Origin of the sequence: Catenuloplanes japonicus (genome assembly GCF_000717135.1) — a bacterium.
Lineage (GTDB): Bacteria > Actinomycetota > Actinomycetes > Mycobacteriales > Micromonosporaceae > Catenuloplanes > Catenuloplanes japonicus.
The window spans coordinates 231,018-255,608 of the sequence record NZ_JNXY01000001.1; the positions used below are offsets into that span (position 1 = coordinate 231,018).

At 72.5% G+C, this 24,591-nt stretch carries 19 protein-coding genes; 7 read left to right on the forward strand and 12 right to left on the reverse strand.

Features of this window, described 5'->3' with window-relative positions; all coding sequences use genetic code 11:
• Positions 1–53 precede the first annotated feature (53 nt).
• Positions 54–1,958: a Xaa-Pro dipeptidyl-peptidase gene (locus OP04_RS01125; RefSeq protein WP_051796901.1), complete on the forward strand. Its 1,905-nt coding sequence runs from the start codon at positions 54–56 to the stop codon at positions 1,956–1,958.
• Positions 1,959–2,050: 92 nt separating this feature from the next.
• On the opposite strand, the gene OP04_RS01130 is transcribed toward OP04_RS01125, so the two are convergent.
• A complete protein-coding gene (locus tag OP04_RS01130; protein WP_033337528.1) occupies positions 2,051–3,166 on the reverse strand; it encodes an AAA family ATPase in 1,116 nt (371 codons plus the stop codon).
• Positions 3,153–3,938 (reverse strand): RNA ligase family protein, encoded by a 786-nt coding sequence (locus tag OP04_RS01135; RefSeq protein ID WP_033337970.1) that lies wholly within the window; start codon positions 3,936–3,938, stop codon positions 3,153–3,155. The genes OP04_RS01130 and OP04_RS01135 overlap by 14 nt, the downstream gene beginning before the upstream one ends.
• A 126-nt stretch (positions 3,939–4,064) precedes the next feature.
• Between OP04_RS01135 and OP04_RS01140 the strand changes: the two genes are divergently transcribed.
• Positions 4,065–4,919, forward strand: a complete 855-nt coding sequence (locus tag OP04_RS01140; protein WP_157239079.1) for a hypothetical protein — start codon at positions 4,065–4,067, stop codon at positions 4,917–4,919.
• A 283-nt stretch (positions 4,920–5,202) separates the two neighbouring features.
• Here OP04_RS01140 and OP04_RS51320 read toward each other — a convergent pair whose 3' ends face one another.
• Positions 5,203–5,895: an FAD-dependent oxidoreductase gene (locus tag OP04_RS51320; protein WP_232323458.1), complete on the reverse strand. Its 693-nt coding sequence runs from the start codon at positions 5,893–5,895 to the stop codon at positions 5,203–5,205.
• A gap of 37 nt (positions 5,896–5,932) precedes the next feature.
• A complete protein-coding gene (locus tag OP04_RS55380) occupies positions 5,933–6,073 on the reverse strand; it encodes an FAD-dependent oxidoreductase (protein WP_232323459.1) in 141 nt (46 codons plus the stop codon).
• A 108-nt stretch (positions 6,074–6,181) separates the two neighbouring features.
• On the opposite strand from OP04_RS55380, the gene OP04_RS01150 reads away from it, so the two are divergent.
• A complete protein-coding gene (locus OP04_RS01150; RefSeq protein WP_051796903.1) occupies positions 6,182–6,838 on the forward strand; it encodes a TetR/AcrR family transcriptional regulator in 657 nt (218 codons plus the stop codon).
• Between the two features lie 31 nt (positions 6,839–6,869).
• A complete protein-coding gene (locus tag OP04_RS48980; protein ID WP_157239082.1) occupies positions 6,870–9,125 on the forward strand; it encodes a putative bifunctional diguanylate cyclase/phosphodiesterase in 2,256 nt (751 codons plus the stop codon).
• A 6-nt stretch (positions 9,126–9,131) separates the two neighbouring features.
• Here the strand turns inward: OP04_RS48980 and OP04_RS01160 are convergent, their stop codons facing one another.
• The 5 genes from OP04_RS01160 to OP04_RS01180 all read right to left on the reverse strand — a co-directional run bounded on the left by OP04_RS01160 (position 9,132) and on the right by OP04_RS01180 (position 14,914).
• Positions 9,132–9,503, reverse strand: a complete 372-nt coding sequence (locus OP04_RS01160; RefSeq protein ID WP_033337530.1) for an FKBP-type peptidyl-prolyl cis-trans isomerase — start codon at positions 9,501–9,503, stop codon at positions 9,132–9,134.
• 40 nt (positions 9,504–9,543) lie between these two features.
• Positions 9,544–10,401: a methyltransferase domain-containing protein gene (locus OP04_RS01165; protein ID WP_033337531.1), complete on the reverse strand. Its 858-nt coding sequence runs from the start codon at positions 10,399–10,401 to the stop codon at positions 9,544–9,546.
• 10 nt (positions 10,402–10,411) lie between these two features.
• Positions 10,412–11,485: an App1 family protein gene (locus OP04_RS01170; protein ID WP_033337974.1), complete on the reverse strand. Its 1,074-nt coding sequence runs from the start codon at positions 11,483–11,485 to the stop codon at positions 10,412–10,414.
• Between the two features lie 219 nt (positions 11,486–11,704).
• Entirely contained in the window at positions 11,705–12,577 is an 873-nt protein-coding gene (locus OP04_RS01175) for a hypothetical protein (protein WP_033337532.1), read from the reverse strand.
• A gap of 132 nt (positions 12,578–12,709) precedes the next feature.
• Positions 12,710–14,914 (reverse strand): MMPL family transporter, encoded by a 2,205-nt coding sequence (locus tag OP04_RS01180; RefSeq protein ID WP_033337533.1) that lies wholly within the window; start codon positions 14,912–14,914, stop codon positions 12,710–12,712.
• A 292-nt stretch (positions 14,915–15,206) separates the two neighbouring features.
• Here OP04_RS01180 and OP04_RS01185 point away from each other — a divergent pair, with 292 nt between their 5' ends.
• Both OP04_RS01185 and OP04_RS01190 read left to right on the forward strand, forming a co-directional pair.
• Entirely contained in the window at positions 15,207–17,246 is a 2,040-nt protein-coding gene (locus OP04_RS01185) for a sensor histidine kinase (protein WP_033337534.1), read from the forward strand.
• A 57-nt stretch (positions 17,247–17,303) separates the two neighbouring features.
• Entirely contained in the window at positions 17,304–17,855 is a 552-nt protein-coding gene (locus OP04_RS01190) for a GNAT family N-acetyltransferase (RefSeq protein WP_051796906.1), read from the forward strand.
• Here OP04_RS01190 and OP04_RS01195 read toward each other — a convergent pair.
• From OP04_RS01195 to OP04_RS01205, 3 genes are all read right to left on the reverse strand, one after another.
• The gene (locus tag OP04_RS01195) at positions 17,798–18,079 is read right to left on the reverse strand and encodes a hypothetical protein (protein ID WP_033337535.1); all 282 of its coding nucleotides are present in this window, start codon (positions 18,077–18,079) and stop codon (positions 17,798–17,800) included. The genes OP04_RS01190 and OP04_RS01195 overlap by 58 nt on opposite strands.
• A 433-nt stretch (positions 18,080–18,512) precedes the next feature.
• Positions 18,513–19,748, reverse strand: a complete 1,236-nt coding sequence (aroA, locus tag OP04_RS01200) for a 3-phosphoshikimate 1-carboxyvinyltransferase (RefSeq protein ID WP_033337536.1) — start codon at positions 19,746–19,748, stop codon at positions 18,513–18,515.
• Between the two features lie 362 nt (positions 19,749–20,110).
• Complete coding sequence (locus OP04_RS01205; protein WP_051797046.1) at positions 20,111–22,735, reverse strand: Tex family protein; 2,625 nt, start codon at positions 22,733–22,735, stop codon at positions 20,111–20,113.
• A 298-nt stretch (positions 22,736–23,033) separates the two neighbouring features.
• On the opposite strand from OP04_RS01205, the gene OP04_RS01210 reads away from it, so the two are divergent.
• Positions 23,034–24,554, forward strand: a complete 1,521-nt coding sequence (locus tag OP04_RS01210) for a deoxyguanosinetriphosphate triphosphohydrolase family protein (protein WP_033337537.1) — start codon at positions 23,034–23,036, stop codon at positions 24,552–24,554.
• Positions 24,555–24,591: the final 37 nt, after the last annotated feature.

Sequence of the window (24,591 nt, forward strand, 5' to 3'; positions counted from 1 at the left end):
TTTAGATCTACTAACATGCTCGTAGTTCATCAGGCTTGATCATTGGAGTGCGGATGGTGCGCAGGTCCGTAGTGGTCTTTCTCGCGGTGCTCACCGCCGTGATCGGCGCGGGCGCGCCGGCTGCGGCGCACGGCGGGCCACGGCACGTGCGGGGCACGGAGACCGTTCCCGTCTACGACTACGCCACCGCGATCCGCGAGACGGTCTACGTGGAGACGCCGCTCGACTCCGACGGCGACGGCGTGCGCGACCGCATCGCGGCCGACATCGTCCGCCCGCGCGAGGCCACCACGCGCGTGCCGGTCGTCATGGAGGCCTCGCCCTATTACACCTGCTGCGGCCGCGGTAACGAGAGCGAGCTGAAGCAGTACGACGCCAACGGCAACGTCGCGCTCATGCCGCTCTACTACGACAACTACTTCGTGCCCCGGGGGTACGGGTTCGTCGGCGTCGACCTGTCCGGCACCGCGCGCTCCACCGGCTGTGAGGACGTCGGCGGCCCCGCCGAGGTGGCCAGCGCGAAGGCCGTGGTCGACTGGCTCAACGGCCGGGCCAACGGCTTCACCGCGGACGGGAAGAAGGCCACCGCGTCCTGGACCACCGGCAAGGTCGGCATGATCGGCAAGTCGTGGGACGGCTCGGTCGCCAACGGCGTGGCCGCGACCGGCGTCCGCGGGCTGGAGACGATCGTCCCGATCGGCGCGATAAGCAGTTGGTACGACTACCAGCGCTACCACGGCCTGCTGCGCTCCGAGGACTATCCGTACTTCCTGCACTCCTACGTGAACGGCCGTCCCGACGCCGCGTGCGCCGCGCTGGTCACGAAGCTGCGGGCGGACAGCGGCGAGGACACCGGCGACTTCACGCCCTACTGGGCCGAGCGCGACTACCGGCCGGCCGCGGGCAAGGTCCGGGCGTCCGTGTTCATCGCGCACGGCGTCAACGACAAGAACGTCTCGACCCGCCAGTTCGGCCAGTGGTGGGACGCGCTCGCGGAGAACGACGTGCCCCGCAAGCTGTGGCTCTACCAGGCGGGCCACGAGGACCCGTTCGACGTCCGCCGCGCGGAGTGGGTCAGCACGCTGCACCGCTGGTTCGACTTCTACCTCCAGGGCCTGCGCAACGGCATCGACCGCGAGCCGCGCGCCACGCTGGAGACCGCACCCGGCGTGTGGCAGGACGAGCGCGACTGGCCGGCGAAGGGCGCCCGCGACCGGGAGCTGCCGCTGGGCGACGGCACGCTCGGCGCCGGGGCGAAGGGCCGGGGCGTGACCAAGACCTACACGGACGAGTCGCTGCGGGAGGACGCGCTGGTGGCGAACCCGACCACGGTCGTGCCGGGCCGGCTCGCGTTCGTCTCCGCACCGCTGACCGCGCCGCTGCGGATCTCCGGCGACGCGTCCGTGAAGCTGCGCATCCAGGTGGACAAGCCGACCACCGCGCTCTCCGCACGGCTCGTCGACTACGGCAGCGCGACCCGCGTCGACCACTTCCGGTCCGAGGGCGTGGTCACGCTCGGCACCGAGTCCTGCTGGGGCGCGGCCTCGGCCACGGACAACGCCTGCTACCTGGACACGGCCGAGGTCACGGCCACGACGGACCACGCGGTGCTGACCCGCGGCTGGAAGGACGCGGCGCACTACAAGTCGCTGCGGTTCACCACGCCGCTGCAGCCCGGCACGTGGTACGACGTGACGATCCCGCTGATGCACTACGACGCGACGCTGCCGGCCGGCCACGTGCTGGGCCTGGTGCTCGGCCAGAGCGACCCGCAGTACACGGTGACGAATGATCAGAACGCCACCGTCACGGTCGACGCCGGCCGCAGCTCCGTGACGCTCCCGGCCACCGGCGCCACCGTCACCGCCCCGGTCGCCGCGCCGGCGGCCATCACCACGACCACGCTCCCGGGCGCCGCCGAGCGCCGCGGCGAGCAGGCCGGCCCGGTGGTGCCGTAGTCCTGGCCGGTGTTGGTGATCGCGGCTAGGCCCCGGCGATCACCAGCACCGGGCGGTGTGGCCGCCGGTGACGTCACGCCGGCCGCGACACCTCAGGCCTCGATGATCCGGTGGGCCTCGGTGAGATCCGGGGCCTCCCACTTGCCGATCAGGCGGTCGATGACCGGCTGGGGCACCGGGACGTCCCGGCCCGCGTTCTGACGGCGGACGGTGTCGCGCGGGGCCTCCAGCGCCACGATCTCCACCCGCGCGTGATAGGCCGCACCCAGGCCGATGCACAGGTCGCGGTGCTGGCGGGAGATGTTGGTGGCGTTCCAGACGAAGTCCCGGCGGGCGCGCAGGTGCACGCGCGCCTCCTCGTGCGCGGCCGCGGCCACGGCCCGCTGGCCGTCCGCGGGCGAGATGCCCAGGCGGGCGCGGATCGCGTCCAGGCTGACCACCGCGCGGTCGCCGGCGTGGGTGGCGATCCAGGTGTCCTTGCCGACGCCGGGCAGGCCGGACAGCACGGTCATGGTCAGCCGCGTGTCGTCGAAGGCGGCGTAGCGGGGGTCGCGGCCGGGCGTGCGGAAGTACCTGAACCGGGCGTGGTCGGACGCGAACGGCCACGGCCCGTCCAGCACACCGAGGTCCGCGCAGTACTCCCGGAACAGCGCGATGTTCTCCAGCACCTGCTCCAGGTCGCCGCAGATCCGGCCCGTGATGTCCGCGATCGCGAGCATGGCCAGGTCCCGGTTGCGGGTGACCAGGCTCGCGCGCAGCACGATCTGCTCCAGGTCCGGCCGTTCCAGCGCCCAGAACGGGACCTGATGGTGCCGGACCAGCGCGGCCACGTGCTCCCGCCAGGCCCGCGGCGCGCCCAGCTCCCACAGGATCCGCCGCACGGTCAGGTCACCGCGCCGGGAGTGCCCGTGCGCGGTGATCCGGCCGTCGTCCTCGACGCGCGTGCAGTCCGGCTTCGCCACGTCGTGCAGCAGTACGGCGGCGAACAGGCGCACCCGCTCGCCCGCCGGCAGCGCCCGCCACTCCGGCTGCGCGGCCAGCGCCTCCGCGGCCATCCGGGTGTGCACGGCCACGTCACCCTCGCCGTGGTGCACCGCGTCCTGCGGCACGCCCTCCAGCCGCCGGATCCAGTCGAACGTCTCGGCGATCCGCGGCCACGGCACCGTCCACGCCGGAGCGTCCGGGCACAGCTCCTCAAAGACCCGCATACATCACCTCCGGGTCGGCCAGCCGGTTCGGCACGATCGGCCGGTCCGCCCAGTGCGAGCCGGAGTCCAGCACGGCCTGCAGGAATCCGGCACGCACCCATTTGTAGCGGGCGACGACCCGGCCGTCCTCCTCGTGCTTGAGGTAGAGGCCCTCCATGTCGTCGCCGGTGTCCGTCTCCGCGACCGCGCGATCCGGGTCGACGCCGGCCTCGGCCGCGGCCGTGCGCAGCGAGTCGCGCCAGGCCGGTGTGCGTACCGTGGACGGCCCCACCAGCGAGGTCAGCGACGCGGGCGTGGAGAAACCGCCGGAGCGCAGCACCGGGACGCTGACCACGGGCGTGCCGGCCAGCATCGCGTGCCGGCCCGGCGTGTCCAGGAACGCGCCGGTGGTCCGGTCCAGGATGTCGAACTCGCAGAAGTAGTGCGGGAGCGCGTCGTAGAAGACCGTGTGCTTCGCGTACATCCACTCGCCGTAGAGCACGAACCGGTCCGTGAGGATCGGTCGCAGCACCGGCGCGACCGTGGCCGCCCACGACTTGAACGGCGCGAACTGGCGCTCGCGCGGCCCGCCGGTCAGGTAGTGCCCCCGGGACTGCAGCCGTAGCTCACCGTCACCGGTGAAGCTGATCGCCGCGTTCGCGCCGTCCAGTTTCTCCTCGACGACGAGGTGCCGTCCGCGGAGGTCCGCGAACGGGATCTGCGACAGGTCCTCGTCGCCCGGCTGGAGGCGCGATCCGGCCAGGTGCGGCGTCCGAGGGTATTTCGTGATCACGAGAGCCATTAGTACAGGTGGGCGCCGTGCCGGACCACCCGTTTACGACAGACGTGGGAATCCCATATGCACAAACTCGCGGTTCTGGCGGTACGAAAGTCCGATACCTGACTGTCGGATCATCCAATGAGCAGTAGAACTTCGGGAGTGCCGATGTACGTCTGGGTGGCGGCGGCGCTCGCCGTCGCCTCGTGTGGTTTCATGCTTGTCTCCCTCGTGACGTTGCGTGCGGTGCGGCGGGAGCGAGCGCTTCTGGCCGCGACCCGGGCGGTCGTGGCCACCTCCGGCGCGCCCGGCGATCCGGAGTACGCGGGCGCCGGCCTGATGGCCGACGAGAGCGTGGCCGCCGGCGCCATGCTCGGAACGATCCTCGAGGCCGACGTCACCGCGCTGAACGCACGGCTCAGCGCCGCGCGGACCGGCGTCGCCGACCTCGGCGCCAAGGCCGAGCTGGACCGCGTCGCGGACAAGCTGCGCGAGGCCACCACCGAGGCGCACCTGTGGCGCACCGTGCCCGAAGGCCGCGAGCACCTGACCGCGGCGACCGGCGCGCTGGCCTCGGCCGGCCGCCACCTGTCCCGCGCGTCCGCGCTCGCGATCGGGCGACCGGCGCCGGCGGACGCGCCGCCCTGCCTGTTCGACCCGGCGCACGGGCCGGCCACCCGCGAGGTCGAGTGGGCACCGCACCCGTCGACCGCGCCGCGCCGCATCCCGGTCTGCGAGGCCGACCACGCGCGGGTCGCGTCCGGCCGCGCCGCCGCGGTCCGCTCCGTGATCGGCCCCGGCGGTCAGCAGCCCTACTACGACACGCCGGGATACGGCGACTGGCTGCTCGGCTACTTCACCGGATACGACCCCTACCAGGTGGCCCGCCTGCTCGACGGCACCGTCCTCGGCCGCCAGATCCCCGGCCGCATCACCAGCCGCGGCCGCCACGCCGCCGACACCGGCGGCGACGTGGGCACCGTCCACTTCGCGTGAGCCTGCCTGGGAGCGACCCCGCTGAGCCTGCCTGGGGACGACCCCGCTGAGCCTGCCTGGGGGCGACCCCAGACCCCGAGCCCGCTGACGTGATGGTCTGGCCGGCGTCTTGCCGCCGGTATCCGCGCCGGCCGAGAGGCGACGACCCCAGATCAAGATCTTGCTTGCCCGCTTCCGGCGTGGTCCGGCAGCGCTGCTCCCGCGGGCAAACCTCGCGTCGGGCTCCGCCGGCGCTCCGCACGACGCGAGGAGCCGGTTCCGCCGTGGTCCGGCAAACCCGGGGCTACCGGACGGCCGTGGTCCGAGGGTCGTAGTCGTAGAGCCAGCCGGTCGCACGCTCGAAGCCGTGGCGGAGGACGACCGGCATGATCAGTTCCCGGAGGGTGCGCTGTAGCCGGCCCTCCAGCTTCACGCCCCGGTTGTCGTCGGCCGTGCGCAGCACCTTCGTGACGCGCGGCCGGCGCGCTGTCTCGTAGGCCGCGAGCGCTTCCTCCACGGTGGACGCCGCGCGCACCGCGCCGGTCAGCGCGACCGCGTCCTCCAGCGCCATCGCCGCGCCCTGCCCGGCGCCGATCGGGTGCAGCGCGTCACCGAGCAGCACCACCCGGTCCGTGTGCCAGACCGCCGGCGCCGGATCGAGCAGGTGGTGCGGCTGCGGGCGGTCGATCGAGGTGGCCGCGGCCACGATCGCGGCCGGCACCGGGGCGTCCGCGAAGGCGGTGCGCACGTCCAGTGCGGACAGTGGCCCGGTGATCTGGGCCTGCCACCACACGGTGCCGTCCGGCGCGGCCAGGTGGATGAACGCGCCGTTGCGGCAGAACGTCATGTTGAACGCGGAGGGCCGGGCCGCGTCCGCGGGCAGCGACAGCGCGGAGACGCCCGCGACCGTGCAGAGCCCGGCGTAGACCGGTTCCGCCGAGGCCGGGTCCAGCTCCGCCCGGATCGGCGACCGCAGCCCGTCCGCTGCGACGACCAGATCGGCGGCACCGAAGGCCCGGTGGCCGTCGGAATCGTCACGAGGATCGGCTGATGAACGAGCCGCCGTGCGCGAGCGCGGGACCGGCCTCCAGCACGGTGACCCGGTGGCCGAGCGAGGCGAGCCCGATGGCGGTGGCGGAGCCCGCGATCCCGGCTCCGACGATGGTGACCTGCATGAACGTACCCCCGTGGCTTTGGTGAATTTGAATTCGCCGAATTGCGGTTCACTGTAGCGGGTCTCATCCTGAACAGGGAAGAGGCGACACATGCGAAGGAGCGGGCCCGTGGGTGTGCGGCAGGTCAAGGCGGCGGAGACCGAGGCGGCGTTGAAGACGGCGGCCCGGCAGCTCTTCGCGGAGCAGGGGTACCTCAATACGAAGATCACCGACATCACCACCACGGCCGGGCGGGCCACCGGGTCGTTCTACGACCACTTCGCCGGCAAGGAGGAGCTGCTGCAGGCGCTGGTCCACGACATGAACGCGCACGCGGACGCCACCATCGCGGCCGAGGCACACCCGGAGGAGCACGACCTGCGCGACCGCGGCCAGCTGCGCGCGCACATCGGCACCGCCTGGATCGTGCTGCGTGACCACCTGCCGGTCGTGGTCGCGCTCATGCAGTCCGCGATGACGGACAACCTCGCGGCCGGGCGCGGCTGGCGGACGCTGCTGGAGGACACGGACATCCTGCGGCAGCACCTGGAGACGCTGGAGCAGCAGGGGCACCCGCTGCCCGGCACGCCGGAGATGGTCGCGGCCGCGATGGGCGCGATGCTGTCCATGTTCGGGTACGCGCTGCTGACCGCCGGCGAGTTCGCGCCCGCCGCCTCCGAGGAGGAGATCGTGGACATGCTCACCGGCCTGCTGCTCTACGGCCTGACCGGGCCACCCCGGGAGGGCAGCGAGCGCCGGGAGAAGGAAACGGTCGCCGTAGGCTAAAGCGCCACTGCTCCCGGCCGATCTGGGAAGAGTGCTGCGTCGAGCGTTGTGGCCGGTCGTGCTGCCCGTGCTGGCCTATCTGGGCGGGCTGGGCGGCCTGGCGGCCGTCCTCCTGACGGACGTGCCGCCGGAGCCGGTCGCCGGCGGCGCGTTCATCGGCATGCAGGCGCTCGGCGTCGTGCTGACCGGCTGGGCCGCGTTCGACCGCCGCACCACGCCGCACCAGCGAAGACCGTGGCAGCTGATCCTGCTCTCCTGGCTGCTCTGGCTGTCCGCGGGACCGGGTCTGGCCGCGGCCGTCAGCGGGGGCTCCCGGGCGTCCGGCGTGCTGTGGTGGGGGACCGTTGCCGGCACGCTGCTGCAGGGCGTGGCGCTGCTGGCCGGCGTGATGATGTTCCCGCAGCGGCGGATGAACCGGCGCGAGTGGCTCAAGTTCGGGCTGGACATGGCCACGGTGGCCGGCGGCGGGTTCATGCTCACCTGGTACTTCATCCTCGGCCCGGCGCTGAACCGGCCGGTGCGGCTGGACCCGATCTCCACGGCCACGCTCGCGTTCCCGCTGGAGGATCTGCTCGTCATCTTCGGCATCTGCGCGGTGCTGCTGCGCGGCGCGGTGCACAGCCTGCGGCACCCGCTGCCCACGCTGCTGGCCGGCGTGATCGTCTACCTGGCCTGCGACGTGTGGACGTCGTACCTGACCGTGCGCAGCGGCGTGCACCCGTACCGCAGCGAGAGCCAGCAGGCGGGGCTGGGCGTGTGGATGCTGACCGGCATGTTCCTGATAGTGCTGGCGGCGGGGCAGCAGATCCGGCACGCGCGCCTGGACCGGGACACCGCGCGGCGGCGGCACCAGCGGGGCGTACCCGGCATCGCGCACCTGCCCTTCCTCGCGCTCGGCATGGGCTACGGCCTGCTGGTGGCCGCGCTGCGGCACGACGACCTGTTCCCGTGGGCCGGGCTGGTGCTCGGCGTGATCGTGATGACCAGCGCGGTCGCGGTACGCCAGTGGTCGTCGCTGCAGGAGAACCAGCGGCTCGCCACCACGGACAGCCTCACCGGGCTGGCCAACCGGATCCGGCTGCGCGAAGCACTGGACGCGGCCGTGGACGCGGGGAACGCGGCCGTGCTGCTGTTCGACCTGGACGGCTTCAAGCAGATCAACGACGGGCACGGGCACGAGGCCGGCGACCGGGTGCTGGCCGAGTTCGCCGCGGTGCTGACCCGGTCGCTGCGCAAGGCGGACGTGGCGGCCCGGCTCGGCGGCGACGAGTTCGCGGTGGTGCTGGCCGACGTCACGGCGCCGGAGCAGGCGGTCATGGTCGCGGAACGCATCCTGGCGGCCGCGCGCGCCGTGCGGACCCCCGAGGTGTCCGGGATCCGGATGAGCGTCGGCATCGCGCTCACCGAGCCCGGCCTGGTCCCCACCGAGGTGCTCGCGCACGCGGACTCCGCCATGTACGCCGCGAAGCGCCGCCACTCGCACGGCTGGCAGGTCTACGCGCAGACCGCGGAGGATCTGGCCGAGGGCCTGCTCGCGGACGAGCTGACCAACGCGATCCGCGGCGGCCGGCTGGCCGTGGTCTACCAGCCGATCGTGGACCTGGCGGACGGCCGGATGGTCGGCGCGGAGGCGCTGGTCCGCTGGCCGCGCCCGGAGCGGCAGATCTTCCCGGACGTGTTCGTGCCGCTGGCCGAGAAGATCGGCGTGATCGGCGAGCTGGGCATGTTCGTGCTGCGCGAGGCCGCGGAGCAGGCGGCCGCGTGGCGGGCCGTGATGCCGGACTTCTACGTGACCGTGAACCTGAGCGCCCACCAGCTGCGCGAGCCGGAGCTGCCCGCGCGGGTGGCCGCGGTGCTGAACCGGGCCGGGTTGCCGCCGCGGCACCTGGTGCTGGAGCTGACCGAGAGCGCGCTGGTCACGGAGCGGACCGACATCCCGGTGCTGGAAGGGCTGCGCGCGCAGGGGATCCGGATCGCGGTCGACGACTTCGGCACCGGCTATTCGTCGCTGCGCTACCTGACGCGGCTGCCGGTGGACGTGCTGAAGCTGGACCGCAGCTTCGTCGGCGAGCTGAACGGCGAGCCGGAGGGGTCCGCGGTCACCGAGGCGGTGATCCGGCTGAGCCAGATCCTGCGGCTGAGCCTGGTCGCGGAGGGTGTGGAGACCGAGGCGCAGGTGCGTGAGCTGCTGCTGCTCGGCTGCACGACCGGTCAGGGATATCACTTCTGGCGCCCGATGGACGCGGACGCGATGGGCCGGCTGATCGCTCAACCGGCCCATACGTAGGACCGTCTACTTGACGTCGACCAGGTCCACCACGAAGATCAGTGTCTCGCCGGGGGCGATCAGGCCGCCGCCCGCGCCCGCCTGGCCGTAGCCCAGGTGCGGCGGGATGACGAGCCGGCGCCGGCCGCCGACCTTCATGCCCTCGACGCCCTGGTCCCAGCCGCCGATGACCCGGCCGCCGCCGACCGGGAACGAGAACGTGTCACCGCGGTTGTACGACGCGTCGAACTCGGCGCCGGTGGAGTGCGCGATGCCCACGTAGTGGACCACGGCGTGACGGCCCTTGGTGGCCTCCGCGCCGGTGCCGACCTCGAGGTCCTCGACGATCAGGTCCGTGGGCGCCGGACCCTCGTGCGGGGCGACCTGCGGCTTGCTCATGGAACGGCTCCGTTCGCTGTGAATGCTTACCGGCTCCAAACTATCCCGAGGTCGCGGGCGACAGCACCTCGGCGTGCAGTGAGGCCATCAGGTCCGGGATCTCGTCACCCGGACGGTAGGCGAACCGGATACGCACAGTGTCGCCCGCGGCCACCTCCGTGGGCTCGGGCAGCGGCACGACCAGGTAGTTCATCAGCCATTCCACCGGTTCCGGGTCCTCGGTGAGCAGATTTTTCGTGATCATCCGCACCGCGTTGAGCGTGCCGCCGGTCTGTACGACAAATACGACATTCCCGGCGCAGGATGATGGCAGCTCGTCGCCGTAGAAGAAGCTCTGGAACACGTCCGGTCGCGCGAGTTCTACCGTCCGTGACTGGGTCACCGACGGCTCCTGGAACAGTGGTGCCGCCACCGTGTACCCATAAAACGTGAAATTTTGGGACACGGGCTGGACTGCCTGGATGGTGGCGCAGGGGAGGTACAGCGGCGGCGGGCCGTCGTAAGAGCTGCGGAACGCGCGGATCACCTCGACCTGCCGCTCCCGCAGCAGCCCGACGTGCAGCATCTCGCAGATCACCACGTCGACCGGGCCGGACGGCGTGAACGACCGCGCATCCCCGTGCACCACCCGCACGTCGTCACCGTGCGCGGCCAGCGCGCGCGACGCCGCCTCGTACACGCTGAGTTCCCGCTCCACCGCGGTCACCGACGCCGCGCCCGCCACGGCCGCGAAGTGGGCCAGCACACCGGTGCCCGCGCCCAGCTCCAGCACCCGCATGCCGGGCCCGACCACGCGCATGATCGCGTCCTGGAACGCGCCCATCCGCCGCTCGTCCAGCAGCATCTGCGCGTGGTACTGCAACGGGATGACGTCCGCCGGGCTCCCTTTGTGGTGCATACCAGCGAAATTACAGCAGGTCGGCCTCGGTGAGCAGCTGCGACAGACCGGCGCCGTCCGGCGCGCCCAGCCACTTGCGGCCGAACCGGGCCGACGACACCGACGTGTCCGACTCCGGCAGCGACGGCAGGCCGCCCGCCAGCACCGCCTGCGCGGGGGAGAGGCGCCGGATCGCGACCGCGGCCACGTTGTCCGGATGCTTGGAGGCGAACTCCGCGTAGATCTCCGGGTCGTGCTGGCCGTCGTCGCCGATCAGCAGCCACCGTACCTGCGGGAACTCCTTGGAAAGCCGCTCCAGCGTCAGTCGCTTGTGCTCGGGACCGCTGCGGAACCACCGGTCCTTCGTCGGCCCCCAGTCCGTGAGCAGCAGCGGCCCGACCGGATAGAGGTGCCGGCGCAGGAAGCGGGTCAGCGCGGGCGCCACGTTCCACGCACCGGTGGACAGGTAGAACACGGGCGCGCCCGGGTGCGCGGTGCGCAGCCGCTCGTAGAGCACGGCCATGCCCGGCACGGACGCGCGCGCGTGCTCGTCCAGCACGAACGTGTTCCACGCCGCGAGCATCGGCCGGGGCAGCGCGGTCACCATGACCGTGTCGTCGATGTCGGAGATCACGCCGAACGTGAGGCCGGGCTCCAGGATCTGCACCGGCGCCTCGACCGGCTCGCCCGCGCCGCTCTGGATCGTCACGGTCTGCCAGCCCGGCTTCAGATCGGCCGGCACCACGGCGTCCACGAACCCGCCGCGATCGCCGACCGCCTGGTGGTCCACACCGCCCGCGGTGATCGTCACCGGCGCGTTCATCTGACTCACCGTGGCGAAACTGCGCCAGCCGCGCAGACTCTGCGGCTTCTGCGACGCCGCGCGCCGGGCCCACCAGCCGGACTTCGGCACCGGGCGGCTCAGCAGCACGCGCGCCATCACCCGCACCCAGCCGGGCGCGCCGTACCCCGCATAGCCGATCACGGTCGGCTCCCAGCCGCGCTTCACCAGCCGTCGCTCGACGACCTCGTGCACCGCGTCCTCGATCCGGGCGGCGCGGTGCAATTGGGGTCCGTTGCCGTGTCCGACGGGGATAAGCGCCACCGTCACACCTTGCCACACCCGCAACAGTCCGGCCACGGATGGTCCGATCTTGCACCCGTCGTTCACTGAGGATTCAAAATCCAAGATCAAAATCACGCGAGGGTACGCCCGCCCCGCCCGACGCCGCACTCCGAGCCAGACGGCAGCGGCGCCCTGTTCTTTGCCTGCGGTTCCCCCGACCACGGTGAAACCCGGCCCGGAGGAGCGAAGCGACGACCATCAGGTAAGGGCGATAACGACGTCGCCGCCGAGGCGGCCGTGTTCCGGCTCGCGGGTCACGGCCTCGCTGTCCAGCAGGCCGTGCAGCGCGCGCACCGTGTCGGCCGGGCGGTAGGCGGTGTCGGTCATGGTGAAGTGCTTCAGTTCGGTGACCGTGCAGGCGCCGACCTCGTCCAGATGGTCCAGCAGTTCGCGGCGCAGCGGGGCGGGGTCCGGGTTCAGCGAGATGTCCAGCAGCCGGCCCTCCGGGTCGCGGGGGTCACGGAGGCGCACGCCCGCGTACTCGTCGACGGCCCACAGCTCGTTCTTGAACGCCTCCAGGCTCTTCGCGGACGGGGTGCCCAGGCTGAGCAGCAGCGCGCGCCCGTCGCCGTCCACCAGCTCCACGGCCGCGTGCAGCGAGAAGCCCGCGTCGCGTACCCCCGAGGTGGTGTCGTCTGTGATCATCAGCAGCTCGCCGGGGCGGCCGGCCTTGATCAGGCGCAACGTCTCCCTGCTCGCCGGGCCGTCCAGCGCGACCAGCAGTGGTGCGCCCGTGGCCCGCGCGGCGGTGAGCCCGGCCGGCAGCAGCGCCGCGTCCGGGAGCGTGTGGACGGTCAGGGCGGCCGGCGTGCGCAGCTCCGCCTGCACCGCGGTCAGCCGTTCCCGTGCCGTGTCCGCGCCCGGCCCCGCCACGATCATGGTCAGCTCGCGCCCGCGCAGCCGGTCGGCGAACTCCGCGAACACCCGCAACGCCGCCTCCGCCGCCGGCACGCTGACCGGCGTGGCCGACACCAGCGCGAACGTGGCACGCCGCCCCCCGGACAGCACGCTGGGCGCCCAGGTGTCGAGATAGCGGATCAGCAGTTCGCGGGTGACGTCGGTGAGGGACACCCCCTCATTCTGGTCCTACGAACGTCGCCCGGTGCTTCCGGCACTGCGCTTTTCGTCGTCGCGGGGTTTCCGGACGGCGCGAGGCGCCGCCCGCGCCGTGGAACGACGGGGAGGCGCCTCGCGGGGTGTGCGTCAGGAACCGGACGGGACCAGGGGGACCTCGTCCTCCTCGACCTCGTCGGACTCGGCGAGGCCGGCGCGTTCCTGGAGGCGGCGCAGCGGGCCGGGGGCCCACCAGGCGGCGTCGCCGAGCAGGCGGATGACGGCGGGGACCAGGAGCATGCGGACCACGGTGGCGTCCAGGACCAGCGCGAGGATCATGCCGACGCCGATGAAACGCATCATGGTCAGCGACGACAGCGCGAACGCACCGGTCACCACGACCAGCAGGATCGCGGCGGCGCTGATCACCCGGCCGGTCCGGACGATGCCGGTGACCACGGCGTCGGCGGTGGACGCGCCCTTCGCCCGCGCCTCGACCATGCGGGACAGCAGGAAGACCTCGTAGTCGGTGGAGAGGCCGAAGACCACGGCCGCCATCAGCACCACGATGCCGACCTCCAGCGGCGCGGGTGTGACGTTCAGCAACCCGGCGCCGTGGCCCTCCTGGAACACGAAGACCAGCACGCCGAACGTGGCGGTGAGGCTCAGCGCGCTCATCACCACGGCCTTGACCGGCAGCAGGATCGAGCCGAAGGCCAGGAACATCAGCACCAGCGTGGCGCCGGCCAGCAGCAGCACCATCCAGGGCAGCTGCGCGGTGGTCGCCTCGATGCTGTCCATGTTGCGCGCGGAGAAGCCGCCGACCAGCAGTTCCGCGCCGGACGGCGGGTTCAGGCCGCGGATCGCCTCGACCGCGTCCTTCGAGGTCCGGTCCAGCGCGTCCTCGGACTCCAGCGCGGCGGTGATCACGGTGACGCCGTTCTCCGCGCCGGAGATCGTGGCCTCGCCGATGCCGTCCACGTTCGCCACCTCGGCGACGAACGGCTGGGCGGCGACCGCGTCGACGCCCTTGAGCACGACCTGCACGCCGGTGCCGCTCATCGCCGGGAACTCGGACTTGAGCTCCGCGAGGGCCTCGCGGGCCGGGTCGCCGGAGGGCAGCACGCGCTCGTCGATCTCGCCGAACTCGACACCCTTGATCGGGACGGCCAGGAAGACCAGCAGCGCGAGGATGGGCAGCGCGATGAGCACCGGGCGCTTCATCACGAACCGGGCGAGGCGCTCCCAGCCCGTACCCTCGACAGGTTTGTCGCCCTTGATCTGCTTCTTCCGGCGCGGCAGCGCCAGCTTGTCCACGCGCGGGCCGAGCAGCCCGAGCATGGCCGGGAGCAGCGTCAGCGAGGTGAACGCGGCCAGCGCGACCGCGGACATGCCACCGTAGGACAGCGACTTCAGGAAGCCCTGCGGGAACAGCATCAGGCCGGCCAGCGCGATGATCAGGAGCGTGGCGGAGAACGCGACGGTACGGCCCGCGGTCGCCACCGTGTTGCGCACCGCGGTCGCGGTCGCGCGTCCGGCGGCCAGCTCCTCGCGGAACCGGCCCACCATGAACAGGCCGTAGTCGATCGCCATGCCGAGACCGAGCAGGCTGGCCACGTTGACGGCGAACGAGTTGACCTCGGTGGTCAGCGCGATCACGTGCAGCACGCCCAGCGCACCGAGCACGGCCAGGCCGCCGACCAGCACGGGCAGCGCGGCGGCGACGAGCGAACCGAAGATCAGGACCAGCAGCACGAGTACGACCGGGAGCGACACGCCCTCGGCCAGCGTCAGGTCCTGCTTGGACCGCTGCGACGTGGAGTCCTGCAGCGCGGCCGCGCCGCCGACCTTGGTCTCGACGCCGTCCACCGCGAACGCGTCCTTGAGATCGCGGAAGTGCTCCAGCTTCTCCGTCTCGGTCGCGCCGGCCAGCGTGACCAGCGCGATCGCGCTGCGCTTGTCCGGCGTGGCGAACTGGGCGGCCTGCGCGGCGGCCTGTGCCGCACGCGGGTCCTGCGGATTCGCGGCCGTGGCCTGGCTCGCGAACGCGGCCAGCTGCCAGTACGAGTTCGCCTCCTGGACCTTGTCGGACGGGAGTGCCTGCAGGCTCGCGGTCACGGCCTGGGCCACGCCCGGATCGTCGACGTTGCCGCCGTCGGGTGTGTAGATGACGATGACGTCGCCGCCCTGCGGGCCGAGTGCCTCCTCGGCGACCTCGGCGGCACGGGCCGACTCGCTGCCCGGATCGATGTAGCCGCCCTCGGAGAGCTGACCGAAGACGCCGAGACCCCACACGCCGGAGGCGATGGAGGCGGCCACGACCACGATCACCGTGGTCCAGCGCAGGCGGTGCATGAGTGAACCCCATGACGCGAACACGAGTGCGTACCCTCCGGTGTTCTTGTGTCTTGTCAAGCCGCGTGGTGGCGCGCTGCCCACCGATGCCGAAAAGTAAACACGTGGGACGGCCGCCCGTCCGGGCCGGGGTGATGCTTACCCGCTTTTCCCGATTCGACCCGCGGACCGGCCCCCGCGCGTTAGCGTTACTTCGTCCTCTTTTATGCCTTATATCGTCATGTCGGCGGATGTTTCCTGCGGGAGGTGGTGGCCCGTGGCCTCCCGGCCTCTGTCGTCTCCCGGTCCCTCCGTGCCCGGACCGGAGGTCGCGGCCGCGCTGGCCGACCTCGAGGCGCGCGCGGACGAGATCGCCGAGGCCATCGGCCTGCGCCGGGTCCTGGAGACCACCACCGAGGCGTTCGTGTCGATGGACTCCGACGGCCTGATCCGCGCCTGGAACCCGGCCGCGGAACGCCTGCTCGGCTGGCACGCCGCCGAGGTCATCGGCCGCGTCCTGGCCGACACGATCATCCCGGAACCGCTGCGCGAGGCCCACGCGGGCGGCATGAAGCGCTACATGGCCACCGGCGAGGCGCGCGTCGCCGGCGAACGGCTGGCGCTGCCCGCGCTGCACCGCGACGGCCACGTGGTCACGGTCGAGGTGGTCATCTGGCCGAACGAGGTCGAGGGCGTCTGGTGGTTCCACGCGTTCCTGCACGACATCAGCGACCGCGTCGCCGCCGAGGAACGGCTGCGCCGCGAGCGGATGTTCCTCGCCACCGTGCTGGACAGCCTCTCCGACGGCGTCCTCGCCTGCGACGCGGACGCGGTGATCACCACGGTCAACCCGGCCGCCCGCCAGCTGCACGGCAACCCGGCCCCGACCGTGCCGATGCCGGTGCTCTTCGCACGGCTCGGCGCGCGGCACGCGGACGGCTCACCGATGACGTACGAGGAGATCCCGCTGATCCGGGCGCTGCGCGGCGAGATCGTCGTCGACGCGGAGATCATGCTCGGCGACCGACGCCTGGTCTGCACCGGCCGCCAGCTGCGCGACGCCACCGGCGCGGTCTCCGGTGCCGTGGTCGCCGCGCGGGACGTCACCGCGGAACGCGCGGCCGAGTCGCACAACACGCTGGTCGCCGCGCGCCTGCGGCAGACCATCGCGGTCCAGCGCGAGGTGATCGAGGCCGCGGCCGACCGCGCCGAGACGCTGCGGCTGGTCGCGGACCGTGCGCTGGAGATGTTCCCGCAGGCGGACGGCGCGGCCGTGGAGATGCGCGACGGCGACGAGATGGTCTACACCGCGGTCTCCGGCACCATGGCGCCGCACGCCGGGCTGCGACTGCCCGCCAACGCGTCACTGAGCGGGCACGCGGTCCGCGAGGCGGTCACCATGCGCTGCGACGACCCGGCCACGGACCCGCGCGTGGATCAGGAGCTGTGCCGGCGGGTGGGCATCGGGTCGATGCTGATCACGCCGCTGCTCTCCGAGGACCACGTCACCGGCGTGCTGAAGGTGGCCAGCCGGCGGACGTACGCGTTCGACGACAGCGACACGCAGCACCTGCAACTGCTGGGGCACAGCCTGAGCGGCGGGCTGCGGCACGCGGACGACTACGCGGAGATCAACCGGCTGCTGACGGAGCGGACCGCGACGCTGGCCGAGGTCGAGGACGCGAACCAGCTGAAGCTCGACCTGATCGGCATGCTCGGGCACGAGATCGCGACGCCGCTGATGTCCATCCTGGCGACGGTGGAGATGGCGGCGCCCGGGTCTCAGGCCGCCGGGCCCGGCGACCTCACGGAGATGACCGAGGCGCTGGCGCTGATCGGGCGGCAGGCGGCGCGGCTGGACACGCTGGTCCGCGAGGTGCTGACCCAGGTGGCGCTGGACGCGGGCCGGTTGCACGCGGACAGGGACCCGGTCGACCTCCGGCCCGCCATCGCGGCCGCGATCGAGTTGAGTGGCTCGCAATCCGTACCCGTCAATGCCGATTTTTCGCTCTTTGTGCTGGTGAACCGCGGCCACCTGCAGCAGATGCTGGTCAACTACCTGACCAATGCGGCCAAGTACGGTGGTGGCGCAGTCGCGGTGGACGTCACCCGTACGGCTGAAAACACGGTACGAATCGCGGTGCGTGACGCGGGGGAAGGCGTGCCCGAGGGATTCCGGGATCAGCTTTTCTCGCAATTCAGCCGCGCCCGCCGGACCGCGTCCAGCCGGCCCGGCACCGGGCTCGGGCTCTACATCGTCCGAGGTCTCGCGCGTGCGAACGGCGGCGATGCCGGTTATCTCCCGGCCGTACCCCATGGGTCGATCTTCTATCTCGACCTGGAAACGGCGTGATGTCCTGATCGTCCCGGTCCCGCCGGGTTGCTGATGATGCTTTGCCAGACTGACGCTGTGCGAACCCGCCCCGCCACCGTCAGCGACGCCGCCGTGCTCGCGGACATCCACGTGCGCACGTGGCAGGACACCTACCGCGGCTTCGTCCCCGACGACTACCTCGACGCGCTCGACGCGGTCCGCTGGCGCCCGTTCTGGCAGGACCGGCTGCGCGACCAGCCGCCCCCGTACGGCACGCTCGTGCTGATCCAGGTGGACGGCGGCAAACCCGTCGGCTTCGTCTCCTACGGCCCGTCCCGCACCGGCTCGCCGACCGGCTCCGGGGAGATCTTCGCGATCTACGTGCTGCCGCAGCACCAGGGCCGCGGCGGCGGCCGGATGCTGATCGAGGCCGGCCTCGGCGCGCTCGCCGCCGGCGGCTTCGACCGGGCCGTGCTGTGGGTGCTGGCCGGCAACACCCGCGCCCGACGCTTCTACGAGCAGGGCGGCTGGAAACCGGACGGCATGACCAAGCGTGACGAGTCCCGCGGCTTCCCGCTCGACGAGGTCCGCTACGGCCTGCCGCTCGCGCATCCCGGCCCGACCGCGCGCCCGTGGTCGATGGTGTAGCCGTCGAAGTCACGCTTCGTATAAGACCAGAGCTCGCCGATCGCGGTCGGGGCCACGCCGCGGTCCGCGGTGTAGGAGATGATCGCGGCGTTCACGGACTGGCAGGCGAGCGCCTCGCCGGCGGCCTGCGAGGTCGCGTGTGAACTGGTGATGAGCGCGGGCAGGTCGGCCGCGGAGGCGCCGGTGACGGCCAGGCCGCCGGCCACCGTCAGGGACACGGACATCCTGGTGATCGCATGCATCGTGACCTTCCCTCGAAAGTGACCCACCGTGACGGCAGGCGAGGAAACGGATCGTATGGCGGCCCGGACGGGCTCTCCACGACTCGTCAGATATCGGACGTCGGCCGCCTGCCGCCCGACCGTGATCCAGGCCCCTCCGGTCAGCCGGACTGCACGGGCCGTCCTCGATCGCCCGGCGGGCGGCGCCGCCGAGGGGTCTGGTGGCGTCGGGGCCGAAAAGAGCGGCGAGGAGTACGGGCGGAGGACCGAGCCGGTCGCGGAAGCCGGGGACGGACAGCGCGGCGAGAACGGCGTCCCGCCGGTTGCCGGCACCGCCCTCGATCCGGGCGGAGGTGCGATGCCGGAATCCCGGGTGGCGGGGTTTCGCGCGGGCCCGTCTGCACGGAATCCGTGCCGCCAGGAACGACGGCGCGTCCTACAGGTCCCACTCCGCGCGCAGCGCGCCGAAGACCTCGTGGAACTCGGGGAAGGTCTTCTTCACGCACGCCGGGTCGTCCAGTGTGATCTTCGGGGCGCGCAGGGAGGCGACCGAGAAGCTCATGGCGATGCGGTGGTCGCGGCGGGTGCCGATTTCTGCGGGTGCGGGGATGCCGGGGTGGATCTCGATCCAGTCCTCGCCGGTCTCGACGCGGATGCCCTGGCGGCGCAGGTTGTCCGCGCACGCGTCCAGGCGGTCGCACTCCTTGACGCGCGTGTTGTAGACGTCCTCGATCCGGACGGGGCCGTCCGCGAACGGTGCGATCGCGGCCAACGTCGGCATGGTGTCGGAGATGTCGCGCATGTTGGTGGTGATGCCGGTCAGGCGGCCGGTGCCGCGGACGGTGGTGGCGTCCGCGCCGATGGTGACCTCGGCGCCCATCCTGCCCAGTACCTCGACGAAGCCCAGGTCGCCCTGCAGCGCGCCGGCGCCGAGGCCGGGCACGGTGACCTCGTTGCCGGTGAGCGCGGCGGCGGCGAAGAAGTAGCTGGCGGTCGACGCGTCCGGCTCGATCGCGTAGGAGGTCGCCTTGTAGCCGCCGGGCGGCACGCGCAGCGTGGAGCCGTCGCGCGTGACGGTCACGCCGAATCGGCGCATCATCGCGAGCGTGATCTCGACGTAGGGGGCGCTGACCAGGCCGGTGACCGTGATGTTCAGGCCCTCGCGGGTGAGCGGCGCGGCCAGCAGCATCGCGGTGAGGAACTGGGAGGACAGGCTCGCGTCCAGCTCCAGGTCGCCGCCCTTGATGCCGTCCGCGACCACGGTGAGCGGCAGGTGGCCGTCCTCGCCGGTGTGGCGCACGTCGACGCCGATCGCGCGCAGCGCGGCGGTCAGCGGTGCGACCGGGCGGCGGCGCATCTGCGCGGACGCGTCGAAGCGGAACGTGCCGGTTCCGGCGGCGACCAGGCCGGGCAGGAACCGGGCGGCGGTGGCGGCGTCGCGGCAGAACACGTCCGCGTCGTCGACGGCGGGTCCGGCGGGGCGGCCGGTGATGGTCCAGTCCTCGCCGCCGCGCCGCACGTCGTACCCGAGCGTGGTCAGCCCGTCCGCGAACGCCTCCGTGTCGTCGGAGAGCAGCGGCCGCCTCAGGACCGTGGTGCCCTCCGCGGCGGCCGCCAGGAACAGCGCCCGCGCGGTGATCGACTTCGACCCCGGAATCGCCACCACAGACACGTGAATACCCCCTGCGTTCGCGTGAACCCACTCGTCACAGATCGTATCGGGCGCGCGGCCGCTCCCCGACGGACTCACTGCCCGTCCCGCCGGTCGGGAGCCGGACCACAAAAGACACCAACGATCCGGGGGTACGGGAAGCGCGCCCGCCGCGCGGTCCGGAGCCCCCGCGCCGGTGGGGCGCTCCCGTCCACGGAGTGCTACCGGGCTTCCGGTGTCAGGGGGAGTCTGCCGCGGCCGCCGGGCCGCTGGACCCTGAGGTTCCGGGCGATGGCAGAGTCGAGTCCCCGCACCTCGGCAGACAGTGATCGGGGCGTCCTCATGTCGTCAGCGCGACGTGAGGACGCCCCGATCACCGAGGCCTACCGTCGCTTCGAGTCGCGGGAGTCGCCGCCGGAGTTGAGGCCCTTGTCCAGGCCCGCGCGCTTCAACGCGTCCGCCAGCGCGGAGTTGCCGAAGTCCGGACGGCCGCCGCCGGCCCGGTTGTCCCGGCCCCCGCCCCCGCCCCCGCGCCGGTCCTGACCGCCACGCTCGCCACCGCGACCGCCGCCGCCGGCACCCTGCCCGGCCCGCTCGCCACCGCGACCGCCGCCCTGGCCGCCACGCTCACCGCGACCGCCACCGGCGCCGCCGCCCTGCCCGGCCCGGTCGCCACCGCGGCCACCGCCGCTACCGGCGCCGCCGCCCGGCGCACGCTCGCCGCCCGGACCGCGCGGTCCACGCGGCCGCTCGCCCCGGGGACGGTCGCCGCGAGGGGCGCCGCCGCCCGCGGTCTCCGGCTCGTCGTCCAGCCGCAGCGTGAGCGAGATGCGCTTACGCGGGATGTCCACGTCGAGCACCTTGACGGTGACGATGTCGCCGGGCTTGACGACCTCGCGCGGGTCCTTGACGAACGTCTTCGACAGCGCGGACACGTGCACGAGGCCGTCCTGGTGCACGCCGACATCGACGAACGCGCCGAACGCGGCCACGTTCGTCACCACGCCCTCCAGCTTCATGCCGGCCTGCAGGTCGGAGATCTTCTCGACGCCGTCCGCGAACGCGGCCGTCTTGAACGCCGGGCGAGGGTCGCGGCCCGGCTTCTCCAGCTCCTTGATGATGTCCGTGACCGTGGGCAGACCGAACTGCTCGTCCACGAACTGCGCGGGCGCGAGCCGGCCGAGCGCGCTGCCGTTGCCGATCAGCGTCTTCAGGTCGCCGCCGGCCGCGTCCACGATCCGGCGGACCACCGGGTACGCCTCCGGGTGCACGCCGGACGCGTCGAGCGGGTCGTCGCCGGCCGGGATGCGCAGGAAGCCCGCGCACTGTTCGAACGCCTTCGGCCCGAGCCGGGGCACCTGCTTGAGCGCGGTCCGGGACCGGAACGGCCCGTTCGCGTCGCGGTGGAGCACGATGTTCTCGGCCAGGCCGGCGCCGATGCCGGACACCCTGGTGAGCAGCGGGGCGGACGCGGTGTTCACGTCCACGCCGACGCCGTTCACACAGTCCTCCACGACCGCGTCGAGCGAGCGGGAGAGCTTCACCTCGGACAGGTCGTGCTGGTACTGCCCGACGCCGATCGACCGCGGGTCGATCTTGACCAGCTCGGCGAGCGGGTCCTGGAGGCGGCGGGCGATGGAGACGGCGCCGCGCAGCGACACGTCGAGGCCCGGCAGCTCCTCCGACGCGTACGCGGACGCGGAGTAGACGGACGCGCCCGCCTCGGACACCACGATCTTGGTGAGCGGCAGCGCCGGGAACGCCTTGATCAGGTCACCGGCCAGCTTGTCCGTCTCGCGGGACGCGGTGCCGTTGCCGATCGCGATCAGCTCGACCTTGTGCTTCTCGGCCAGCACCGCCAGCGTCGCCAGCGACTCGTCCCACTTCTTCCGCGGCTCGTGCGGGTAGATCGTGGCGGTGTCGACCACCTTGCCGGTGGCGTCCACGACCGCGACCTTCACGCCGGTGCGCAGGCCCGGGTCCAGCCCCATGGTCACGCGCGTGCCGGCCGGCGCGGCCAGCAGCAGGTCGCGCAGGTTGGCCGCGAAGACGCGCACGGCCTCCTCCTCCGCCTCCTGCCACAGCCGGGAGCGCAGGTTGATCTCCAGGTGCACCAGGATGCGGGTGCGCCAGGCCCACCGCACGGTGTCCTTCAGCCAGCGGTCGCCCGGCCGGCCCTGGTCCGCGATGTCGAAGCGCGCGGCGATGGCCTGCTCGTACGTCGTCGGGCCCTCGGTCTCGGTCGCGTCCGGCGCGAGCGAGACCTCCAGCACCTCCTCCTTCTCGCCGCGGAACAGCGCGAGGATACGGTGCGACGGCAGCTTGGTCAGCGGCTCGGAGAACGCGAAGTAGTCCTTGAACTTCGCCCCGGCCTCCTCCTTGCCGTCGCGGACCTTGGAGCCGATCACGCCGCGCGCCCAGACCTGCTCGCGCAGCGTGCCGATCAGGTCCGCGTCCTCGGAGAAGCGCTCGACCAGGATCGCGCGGGCGCCGTCCAGCGCCGCCTGCGCCGTGGCCACGCCCTTGTCCTCGGACACGTAGGCCGCGGCCTCGGCCGACGGGTCCCGCGTCGGGTCGCCGATCAGCAGGTCGGCGAGCGGCTCGAGGCCGGCCTCGCGGGCGATCTGCGCCTTGGTCCGCCGCTTCGGCTTGAACGGCAGGTAGATGTCCTCCAGGCGCGCCTTGGAGTCGGACGCCAGGATCTGCGCCTGGAGCTCGTCGGTCAGTTTGCCCTGGCCGTGGATGGACTCGAGGATCGCGGCGCGCCGCTCCTCCAGCTCACGCAGGTAACGCAGCCGCTCCTCGAGCGTGCGCAGCTGCGCGTCGTCGAGCGTGCCGGTCACCTCTTTCCGGTACCGCGCGATGAACGGCACGGTCGAGCCGCCGTCCAGCAGGCCGACCGCGGCGGCCACCTGAGCCTCGCGCACGCCGAGCTCCTCGGCGATGCGCTGGTTGATGGCGCCGGCGCTCGCGGCGACGAACGCCGCGGTGGTCGCGGTGGGCGTCACCGCCGCGGGCTCGGCCGCCGCGAGCACCTCGGGCTGCGCCTCGGGCAGGGGCAGTGCAGGGTCCACAGACGTTGTCACGGCGCCATTCTGCCCGCACCCACCGACACTTGTCGCGGCACCCCGCTCCGCCCGGCGGGTCGCACCGTGCCGCCCCGGGGGCGGCGCCGGACCCCGTTCCCGGCGCGTCCGGCGTGCTCACGGCAGGTACACACCGAAGATCAAATGCCGTCGTGGGTACGGCCCCCGGCCGGGCGCGGCCCGCCGTTCGAGGTGATCAACAGGCTGTTAGCGTGGCCGGATGGCCGACTCCGACGACCCCCGCGCACAGCGCCTGTCCGGCGCCGGGCCCGCGCCGGGTGATCTCGCCTCCTCGCCGTTCCGCGCGGACCGCGACCGGATCGTCACCTCCACGTTCTTCGCCCGGCTGGCCGGCGTCACGCAGGTGATCAGCCCCGGCGGCTCCGGCCTGCTGGTGCACAACCGGCTCACGCACAGCCTCAAGGTGGCCCAGGTCGGCCGCGCCATCGCGGAACGGCTGACGGCCGACGCCGCGCACCGCGACCTGCTGGACAAGCTCGGCGGCTGCGACCCGGACGTGGTCGAGGCCGCGTCGCTGGCGCACGACCTCGGCCACCCGCCCTTCGGCCACCTCGGTGAGCGCGTGCTGGACCTGCTGGCCCGCGACCGGCTCGGCCTGCCGGACGGGTTCGAGGGCAATGCGCAGTCGTACCGCATCGTCACCAGCACCGAGATCCGTGGCGAGGCCCCCGGGAAGACGATCATCGGCCTGGACCTGACCGCGGCCGTCCGGGCCGCGCTGCTGAAGTACCCGTGGACCCGGCGCGGCTACCCGGAGCCGCACCCGTCGACGCTGGACCCGGCGCCGCGCGGCGCGAAGGCCCCGGCCGGCGAGCCGGAGACCGGGTCGTCGAAGTTCAGCGCCTACAGCACGGAGATCCGCGACCTGCGCCACGCCCGTGCGCCGTTCGAGGGCCGCATCGCGGACTGGCAGCAGACCGCGGAGGCGTCGATCATGGACACCGCGGACGACATCGCGTACGCGATCCACGACGTCGAGGACTTCTACCGCGTCGGCGTGCTCCGGCAGGGCGAGGTCGCGGCCGAGCTGTCCGCCTGGCAGCGGCACGCGGGGGAGCTGGCCATCGAGTCGGACGAGGCGCTCGAACTGCACGCGCGCCGGCCCGGCCGGTCGATCGAGCGCCTCCGGCGTACCCTCCATCGCAAGGATTCCTGGGTCTCCGACGACGAGGCGTTCGGCACCGCGGTCGCGCATGTGCGCCGCGAGCTGGTCGACGGGCTGCTCTCCGCGCCGTTCGACGGCTCGGTCGAGGCCGAGCACGCGGTCTCCCGGTTCTCCGACACGTGGACGCGCGGCCTGGTCGACGCGATCACCGTGACCGACAAGCCGTCGCTGCGGTCCGGGCACGTGCTGCTCTCGCCGGTGCAGTGGCACGAGGTGCAGGTCCTGAAGTTCGTCCACCACCGTTTCGTGCTGGAGCGCCCGGACCTGGCATTGCACCAGCGCGGCCAGGCCCGTCTGCTCGGCACGCTGGTCGAGGCGCTGCTCGCCTGGCTGGAGGACCCGGACGAGGTCACCCGCCTGCCGCGCCGCCTGCACGACCTGGTCGAGCTGGCCCACGCGGAGCTGGACCCGGCCACCCCGCGCCGGGACGCACTGGCCCGCGGCCGCGCCATCGTGGACTTCGTCGCCTCACTCACCGACCGCCAGGCCGTCGCCATGCTCGACGCGCTCTCCGGCCGGTCCGGCCAGCTCTGGACGGACGCGTTCGTGCTCTGACCTGTCGTTTCATCCGGCAGGGGATATCGGGGTGCCG

Excerpts from the sequence above, each read along its gene's own strand:
- OP04_RS01125 (WP_051796901.1), top strand. The coding sequence starts at position 54 with ATGGTGCGCAGGTCCGTAGTGGTCTTTCTCGCGGTGCTCACCGCCGTG.
- OP04_RS01130 (WP_033337528.1), bottom strand. The coding sequence starts at position 3,166 with ATGCGGGTCTTTGAGGAGCTGTGCCCGGACGCTCCGGCGTGGACGGTG.
- OP04_RS01140 (WP_157239079.1), top strand. The coding sequence starts at position 4,065 with ATGAGCAGTAGAACTTCGGGAGTGCCGATGTACGTCTGGGTGGCGGCG.
- OP04_RS55380 (WP_232323459.1), bottom strand. The coding sequence starts at position 6,073 with ATGCAGGTCACCATCGTCGGAGCCGGGATCGCGGGCTCCGCCACCGCC.
- OP04_RS01160 (WP_033337530.1), bottom strand. The coding sequence starts at position 9,503 with ATGAGCAAGCCGCAGGTCGCCCCGCACGAGGGTCCGGCGCCCACGGAC.
- OP04_RS01165 (WP_033337531.1), bottom strand. The coding sequence starts at position 10,401 with ATGCACCACAAAGGGAGCCCGGCGGACGTCATCCCGTTGCAGTACCAC.
- OP04_RS01180 (WP_033337533.1), bottom strand. The coding sequence starts at position 14,914 with ATGCACCGCCTGCGCTGGACCACGGTGATCGTGGTCGTGGCCGCCTCC.
- OP04_RS01195 (WP_033337535.1), bottom strand. The coding sequence starts at position 18,079 with ATGTCCGTGTCCCTGACGGTGGCCGGCGGCCTGGCCGTCACCGGCGCC.
- OP04_RS01210 (WP_033337537.1), top strand. The coding sequence starts at position 23,034 with ATGGCCGACTCCGACGACCCCCGCGCACAGCGCCTGTCCGGCGCCGGG.